The 6,176-nt window shown below is 50.3% G+C and carries 7 protein-coding genes; 4 read left to right on the top strand and 3 right to left on the bottom strand.

From position 1 onward, the window contains the following. Both VJY99_RS00340 and VJY99_RS00335 read right to left on the bottom strand, forming a co-directional pair. Positions 1 to 672 (bottom strand): SDR family NAD(P)-dependent oxidoreductase (locus VJY99_RS00340; RefSeq protein WP_324115246.1); only part of this gene is annotated, 672 nt, incomplete at its 3' end. Positions 673 to 1,006: 334 nt separating this feature from the next. Then, positions 1,007 to 2,689 (bottom strand): aspartate:alanine antiporter, encoded by a 1,683-nt coding sequence (locus VJY99_RS00335; protein ID WP_324115245.1) that lies wholly within the window; start codon positions 2,687 to 2,689, stop codon positions 1,007 to 1,009. Positions 2,690 to 2,989: 300 nt separating this feature from the next. Between VJY99_RS00335 and VJY99_RS00330 the strand changes: the two genes are divergently transcribed. After that, a complete protein-coding gene (locus VJY99_RS00330) occupies positions 2,990 to 3,355 on the top strand; it encodes an inner membrane protein YbjM (protein WP_324115243.1) in 366 nt (121 codons plus the stop codon). Positions 3,356 to 3,394: 39 nt separating this feature from the next. On the opposite strand, the gene VJY99_RS00325 is transcribed toward VJY99_RS00330, so the two are convergent. Further along, positions 3,395 to 3,667, bottom strand: coding sequence for a GrxA family glutaredoxin (locus tag VJY99_RS00325; protein WP_324115242.1), 273 nt, complete (start codon positions 3,665 to 3,667; stop codon positions 3,395 to 3,397). Positions 3,668 to 3,982: 315 nt separating this feature from the next. Here VJY99_RS00325 and VJY99_RS00320 point away from each other — a divergent pair, with 315 nt between their 5' ends. The 3 genes from VJY99_RS00320 (at position 3,983) to rimK (ending at position 6,155) form a co-directional block, all read left to right on the top strand. Beyond that, positions 3,983 to 4,282, top strand: a complete 300-nt coding sequence (locus tag VJY99_RS00320; RefSeq protein WP_324115240.1) for a YbjC family protein — start codon at positions 3,983 to 3,985, stop codon at positions 4,280 to 4,282. Continuing rightward, a complete protein-coding gene (gene nfsA, locus VJY99_RS00315) occupies positions 4,266 to 4,988 on the top strand; it encodes an oxygen-insensitive NADPH nitroreductase (RefSeq protein ID WP_324115238.1) in 723 nt (240 codons plus the stop codon). Before VJY99_RS00320 ends, nfsA begins: the two co-directional genes overlap by 17 nt. A 264-nt stretch (positions 4,989 to 5,252) precedes the next feature. Beyond that, positions 5,253 to 6,155, top strand: a complete 903-nt coding sequence (rimK, locus tag VJY99_RS00310) for a 30S ribosomal protein S6--L-glutamate ligase (protein ID WP_324115236.1) — start codon at positions 5,253 to 5,255, stop codon at positions 6,153 to 6,155. The last annotated feature ends 21 nt before the right edge of the window (positions 6,156 to 6,176 follow it).

Genomic DNA, 6,176 nt, shown 5'->3' with positions numbered 1-6,176 from the left:
GCTTTGCGCAGCCCCTGCCACCCACTGTTCCACCGTCAAACCCGCTGCTTGTGCCTTTGGTGCGAACACTTCACCGGTATAGGAACCGGCCTGCACAGCGCCGACTAACGCGTGCGAACGCACACAGATGACCCGAATATTCCTCGGCGCAAGTTCGCAGGCCAGAGCCCTAGTGAAGGCTTCCATACCTGCGCTGCCGACGACGTGACCCAGGTGGCCTGAAATCGCCATTGGCCCGGCGGGCGCGACAACCGAGAGGATGACGCCCGCGCGTTCGCCGCCCATGTAGGGAATGACTGCCTTGGATAGGTTGAATTGTGCTGCCAGGAACGGGTCTATTCCTTGCCTGAATTCGGCCAGGGATAATTCAGCAATTCCTTTGCCTTGATTATGGACAAAACCGGTGGCGTTTATCACCACGTCAAAGCCGCCAGTCTGTAGTGCAAGCTGTGCAACTTGTTCGCTGGTGGACTGATCGTCGAGAACGTCGATGATGAAGGTTTCGGCTATCCCACCCGCAGCGCGGATATCAAGAGCAACCCGGTCCAACTTGTCCTGATTGCGCGCACCCAGATACACGTGCGCCCCCTCGCGCGCCAAAGCATGCGCAACGGCGCTGCCGATCGCACCACTTCCACCGATGATCACCGCTACTTTGCCTTTAACTAACATCGCGTATCCACTCTTACCAGGCTGCATCCTTAAAATTATGAGCACTAATCCGCACGATGCAAGGTGATGCCGTCCCAGGCGGTGATGAACGCGCGAAGGTAAATAAGCCAGAGGTATTGATGGATTTGAGTTGCTGTCGAGAGGGGGGGCTACTGATATGAAAGGTCACAAATTTCAGGCAATAAAAAACCCATCAACCTTGAACCAAAGAGGCGGGGTTGATGGGCTCCACAAATTGGGGACATCAAAGAAAAGCAGTGGCATTAATTAAGACTTTGCCTAAGTCAAAAAGTTCGCTCTGTCATAAAAAAATCTTTTCTTGGCTGCTGTTTTGTCACAAACCAGGCCAGATGATAACGATAAGAGTCCCCGCCAGGGTTAGCAACACGTTAGCGATAGCGTAGGTTCCGGCGTAACCCAGTGCCGGAATGTTGCTGCGCGCGGTGTCGCTGATGATTTCCATCGCCGGTGCGCAGGTACGTGCCCCCATCATTGCGCCAAACAGCAATGCGCGGTTCATACGTAAAACATATGCGCCGAACAAGAAGCAGATAACAACCGGAACCAGGCTTACGATGAGCCCTGCCACCAACATTTGCCCACCAACTGCACCCAAACCGTTACCAATACCGCTGCCTGCACTTAAACCAACGCCTGCCATAAACACCATCAAACCGAACTCTTTCACCATATTCAGCGCCCCTTGCGGTATATAACCGAAGGTAGGGTGGTTGGCTCGCAAGAAGCCCAACATGATCCCGGCGAACAGTAAGCCTGCCGCATTCCCCACACCAAAACTAAAGGAGCTGAACTGGAAGGTGATCATGCCGATCATCAAACCAATAATGAAGAAAGCACAGAAGGCGAGCAGGTCAGTAATTTGGCTATGAATCGAGATAAAGCCGATGCGATCAGCGACGGTTTTCACGCGGCGGGCGTCACCACTGACTTGTAAAACGTCGCCTTTGTTCAGCACGATATTATCGTCGATAGGCATTTCAATTTGGCTACGGATAACACGGTTCAGGAAGCAACCATGATCGGTCAGCTTTAATTGCCCAAGGCGGCGGCCAACGGCATTGTGATTCTTCACCACAATTTCTTCGGTGACGATGCGCATGTCCAGCAGGTCGCGGTCGAAAACTTCTTTACCGTTACGGAAACTTGGGTCGAGGCGGGAATGCGCATCTGGATAACCCACAAGCGAAATCTCATCACCTTTTTGCAGCACCGCGTCGCCGTCCGGGTTTGCCAGAATCCCATTACGACGAATACGTTCAATGTAACAACCGGTCTGGCGATAAATACCGAGTTCACGCAGATTTTTACCATCAGCCCAGGCGACCAGTTCAGAACCTACGCGATAGGCACGAATAATCGGAAGATAAACTTTGCGAGCAGCGTCGGTATCTAGCCCGCGCTCCCGAGCGATTTGTTGTGCGCTGGTTTGCAAATCCTGATGTTGAAGCTTAGGTAAGTACCGGGCGCCAACAATCAGGCTAACCAGACCGATGAGATATGTCAGCGCGTAACCGAGGCTTAGGTTATCGAGTGATCTTGCCAACTGGGCTCCGGTGAGACCTGAATGGCGCAATGTATCACCCGCACCAACCAGTACGGGAGTGGAGGTCATCGAGCCTGCGAGCATCCCGGCGGTAAGGCCGATATCCCAACCAAAGAGTTTCCCCAAACCTAATGCCAGTAACATGGCAGTGCCGACCATAACCAGGGCCAGCATCAAATAATTTTTGCCATCACGGAAGAAAATGGAAAAAAAGTTTGGCCCAGCTTCCACTCCGACACAAAAAATGAACAGCATAAAACCTAAATTTAGGGCGTCTGTGTTAATCGAAAAATGTTGCTGGCCGAGTATTAAAGAGACTACTAAAACACCAATGGAATTACCCAGTTGGATGGAACCAAGACGTAATTTCCCCAGGCACAAGCCCAAGGCCAGAACAACAAATAATAACAGGATGTAATTCCCGCTTAACAAATCTGCGACGTTTATATTCACGAAGGCTAACTTCTTGTTTACTAGTAACGTGTTGAAAGAGATGGTTTTTTAGTTTAAGGTTGCAACTAATAACGACGCAGTTTGATGTATTTTCTTTGCATTAAAATATCCATTGCGCAGACCATGATAATGGCCATCAGTTTAATCTTTATAAGGATTAACGGCTAGTAAGAATATTGTGCTAATTACGCTATCTATTTTTTGCAAGGATTGCTGAAACTTATCTGACTCGGGCAGGTTCTGCGTGCAGAGCTGTAATTTTAAGTTCGATATAGGCGATCGTCAGGAGGATGTGTGTTCATGCGTGGACAACGTTGGTTTGGGGTCATTTGCTGCTTCGTGTTGTTTGTTGGCGTATTTCTTTCGCAGAAATTAATGGCCGCCAATAGCTACTCGGGTGATAGGCACTCAGAGTGGGGGATGCTGTTTTTCATCCTGCCGGGTGTTATCGCTAGCGTGTTTTCCCGCCATGGCCGAGTGATCAAACCGCTGATGGGCGCAGTACTTGCTTCACCTTTTTGTCTGCTAATCATACGTTTATGGATGTCGCCAACGCGAACGTTCTGGCAAGAAATGGCGTGGATGTTTAGTGCTGTGTTTTGGTGTGCTCTTGGAGCATTGTGCTATATGTTTTTACATAGAGCACTCAGCCGACAGCGAAGATAAAAAAAACCGGCTCACTGAGCCGGTTTTTTTGTCTGCTGCTTATTCCGCGCTCTGGAACAAACTCAGGTGTTCTTTCGCGTAAGCTTCGAAATCTGTGCAACCACCAATGTGTTTCTGGTCGAGGAAGATCTGTGGAACGGTTTCAACAGGTTTACCGACAGTTTTTTCCAGGTCGGCTTTACTGATGCCTTCCGCATGGATATCAATATAACGGAAGTTGAAGTCGTCACGCTCAGCGGTCAGTTTCTCAGCCAACTCTTTAGCACGAACGCAATATGGGCAGCCTGGGCGGCCAAAAATCACTGCAAACATGGTATCTCCTTCATTTTTAGTGGCCGAACGAAACGGCGTATGGCAACTATAATGCCGCTAACTGTTACGAATGGAAAGAAGGTCTTGCCTGTTAGTCTGATATTCCCCACCTATATACCCGTCATACTTCAAGCTGCAAGTGCGTTGGCTATATCACTCACCTCATCACTTACTTGAGTCATCTCCCGAGGATTCCCTTGGTTGCCGCCTGCCTACAACCTGCATTATTTAGGGTATAAAGCGTGGCCAACAAACATGCCGCTTGAAGTATGAAGGGGGTATACTGGGGCGATAATTGCCTCTGGAGACAAGCGGATGCGCTCACTTGGTTCGTTACCGAAGCCGGTATTAATTCTCGAAGTTATCGGTATCGCTTTTTTACTGCTTTCCTATCTTTCCCTGAATGGCTACGTGATATTACCTGCGCCCGTTGGGGGTGCAACAGCGGCTATTGTCATGGTATTTTTGGGGATTGCGTTGATGATTCCAGCGGCGGCATTCATGGTATGGGCGATGGCTCAAAATGTTGCACCGCTGCTGACCAAAGGTCAGACACCAATCGATAAATCTCTTTCAGACAAGCCAAAGGATAAACACGATGACGCCGACCATTGATCTGCTGCGTTCACACCGTTCCATTCGTCGTTTTACTGACGAACCCATTACAGATGAACAGCGTGCAGCGATTGTTGCCAGTGCCCAGGCGGCTTCCAGTTCCAGTTTTTTGCAATGCAGTTCGATTATTCGAATTACCGATAAATCCCTGCGCGAACAGCTTGTATCGCTGACGGGGGGCCAGAAACATGTGGCTGAAGCCGCAGAGTTCTGGGTATTTTGCGCCGACTTCAACCGCCATTTGCAAATCTGCCCGGAAGCACAGCTTGGCTTGGCTGAGCAATTGCTGCTGGGCGTTGTTGATACCGCGCTGCTTGCACAAAACGCTTTTACGGCGGCGGAGTCATTAGGTTTAGGCGGTGTATACATCGGCGGCATTCGTAACAGTATCGAGACAGTTACCGAATTATTGGCATTGCCGAAACACGTTCTGCCTCTGTTTGGCCTATGTCTGGGATGGCCCGACGAGGAACACGACATCAAACCTCGCATGCCTGCCGCGATGGTGATGCATGAAAATAGCTATAAGCCCGTCGATACTGAAGTCTTGGCACACTATGACGAAGAGATGGCGCAGTACTATCTTTCTCGCGGTAGCAATACCCGTCGTGACACATGGAGTGACCACATCCGTCGCACCATCATTAAAGAAAACCGTCCTTTCATCCTGGATTATTTGCATAAGCAGGGCTGGGCTACCCGCTAAGCCAGACTCGTCATACTTCAAGTTGCAGGAGTGTTGGCTGCAACTCGAAGTATGACGAGTCTCAATGGGTGTTGTCATTCGCCACCGCCATCAATACATTTTTGTTATCAATCATCTGCTTAAACGGTATTAGTGCTCGTCAGCATCATCTGGCTTCCATTCCACCAAAACAGTCGCCAGGTACATTGCCCATTCGTTGAAATGTCATGGCAGTGCTATGATAATTCCGCTGTTATTATTGGACCGGAAACGCTGAGGTACAGGGTGAAAATCGCCATTTTATCCCGGGATGGAACGCTTTATTCTTGCAAACGCTTACGTGAGGCGGCCTCTCGCCGTGGCCACGTTGTCGAAATCATCGATCCCCTTTCTTGCTACATGAACATCAACCCGGCTGCCCCCTCCGTACACTATAAAGGCCGTCAACTTCCTCATTATGATGCGGTGATTCCGCGTATCGGCTCGGCAATGACTTTTTACGGCACCGCCGTGTTACGCCAGTTTGAGATGTTGGGCAGTTACCCGCTCAATGAGTCAGTGGCGATCACTCGTGCCCGCGACAAACTGCGGTCTTTGCAGTTGATGGCGCGCCAGGGCATTGATTTACCTGTGACAGGTTTTGCCCACTCACCTGATGACACTAGTGATCTCATCGACATGGTCGGTGGAGCGCCGCTGGTGGTGAAATTGGTTGAAGGTACGCAAGGAATCGGTGTGGTGTTAGCGGAAACGCGCCAGGCGGCAGAAAGCGTGATTGACGCCTTTCGCGGTCTGAATGCCCACATCCTGGTGCAAGAATATATAAAAGAAGCGCAGGGCAGGGATATCCGCTGTTTGGTGGTAGGAAATAAAGTGGTGGCGGCTATCGAACGCCAGGCAAAGCCTGGAGATTTCCGCTCCAATTTACACCGCGGAGGGGTGGCAAATCAGGTCACCATTACGGAGCGTGAGCGCGAAATTGCCCTCCATGCTGCCGCGACTTTGGGACTGGATGTTGCAGGTGTTGATATTTTACGTGCTAATCGTGGCCCGCTCGTGATGGAAGTGAATGCGTCACCTGGTCTGGAAGGTATTGAAAAGACGAGCGGTATTGATATTGCGACCTTAATGATCAAGTGGATTGAGCAACAGGCGCAGCCAGGTTATTGCCTGAAAACGGGTGGCTAAAATCGAGCGCATTCACCATTG

It is taken from the genome of Buttiauxella sp., assembly GCF_035271705.1.
GTDB lineage: Bacteria > Pseudomonadota > Gammaproteobacteria > Enterobacterales > Enterobacteriaceae > Buttiauxella.
Note: the sequence above shows the minus strand (reverse complement) of the source record. Positions and strands in the feature narration are given on the sequence as shown.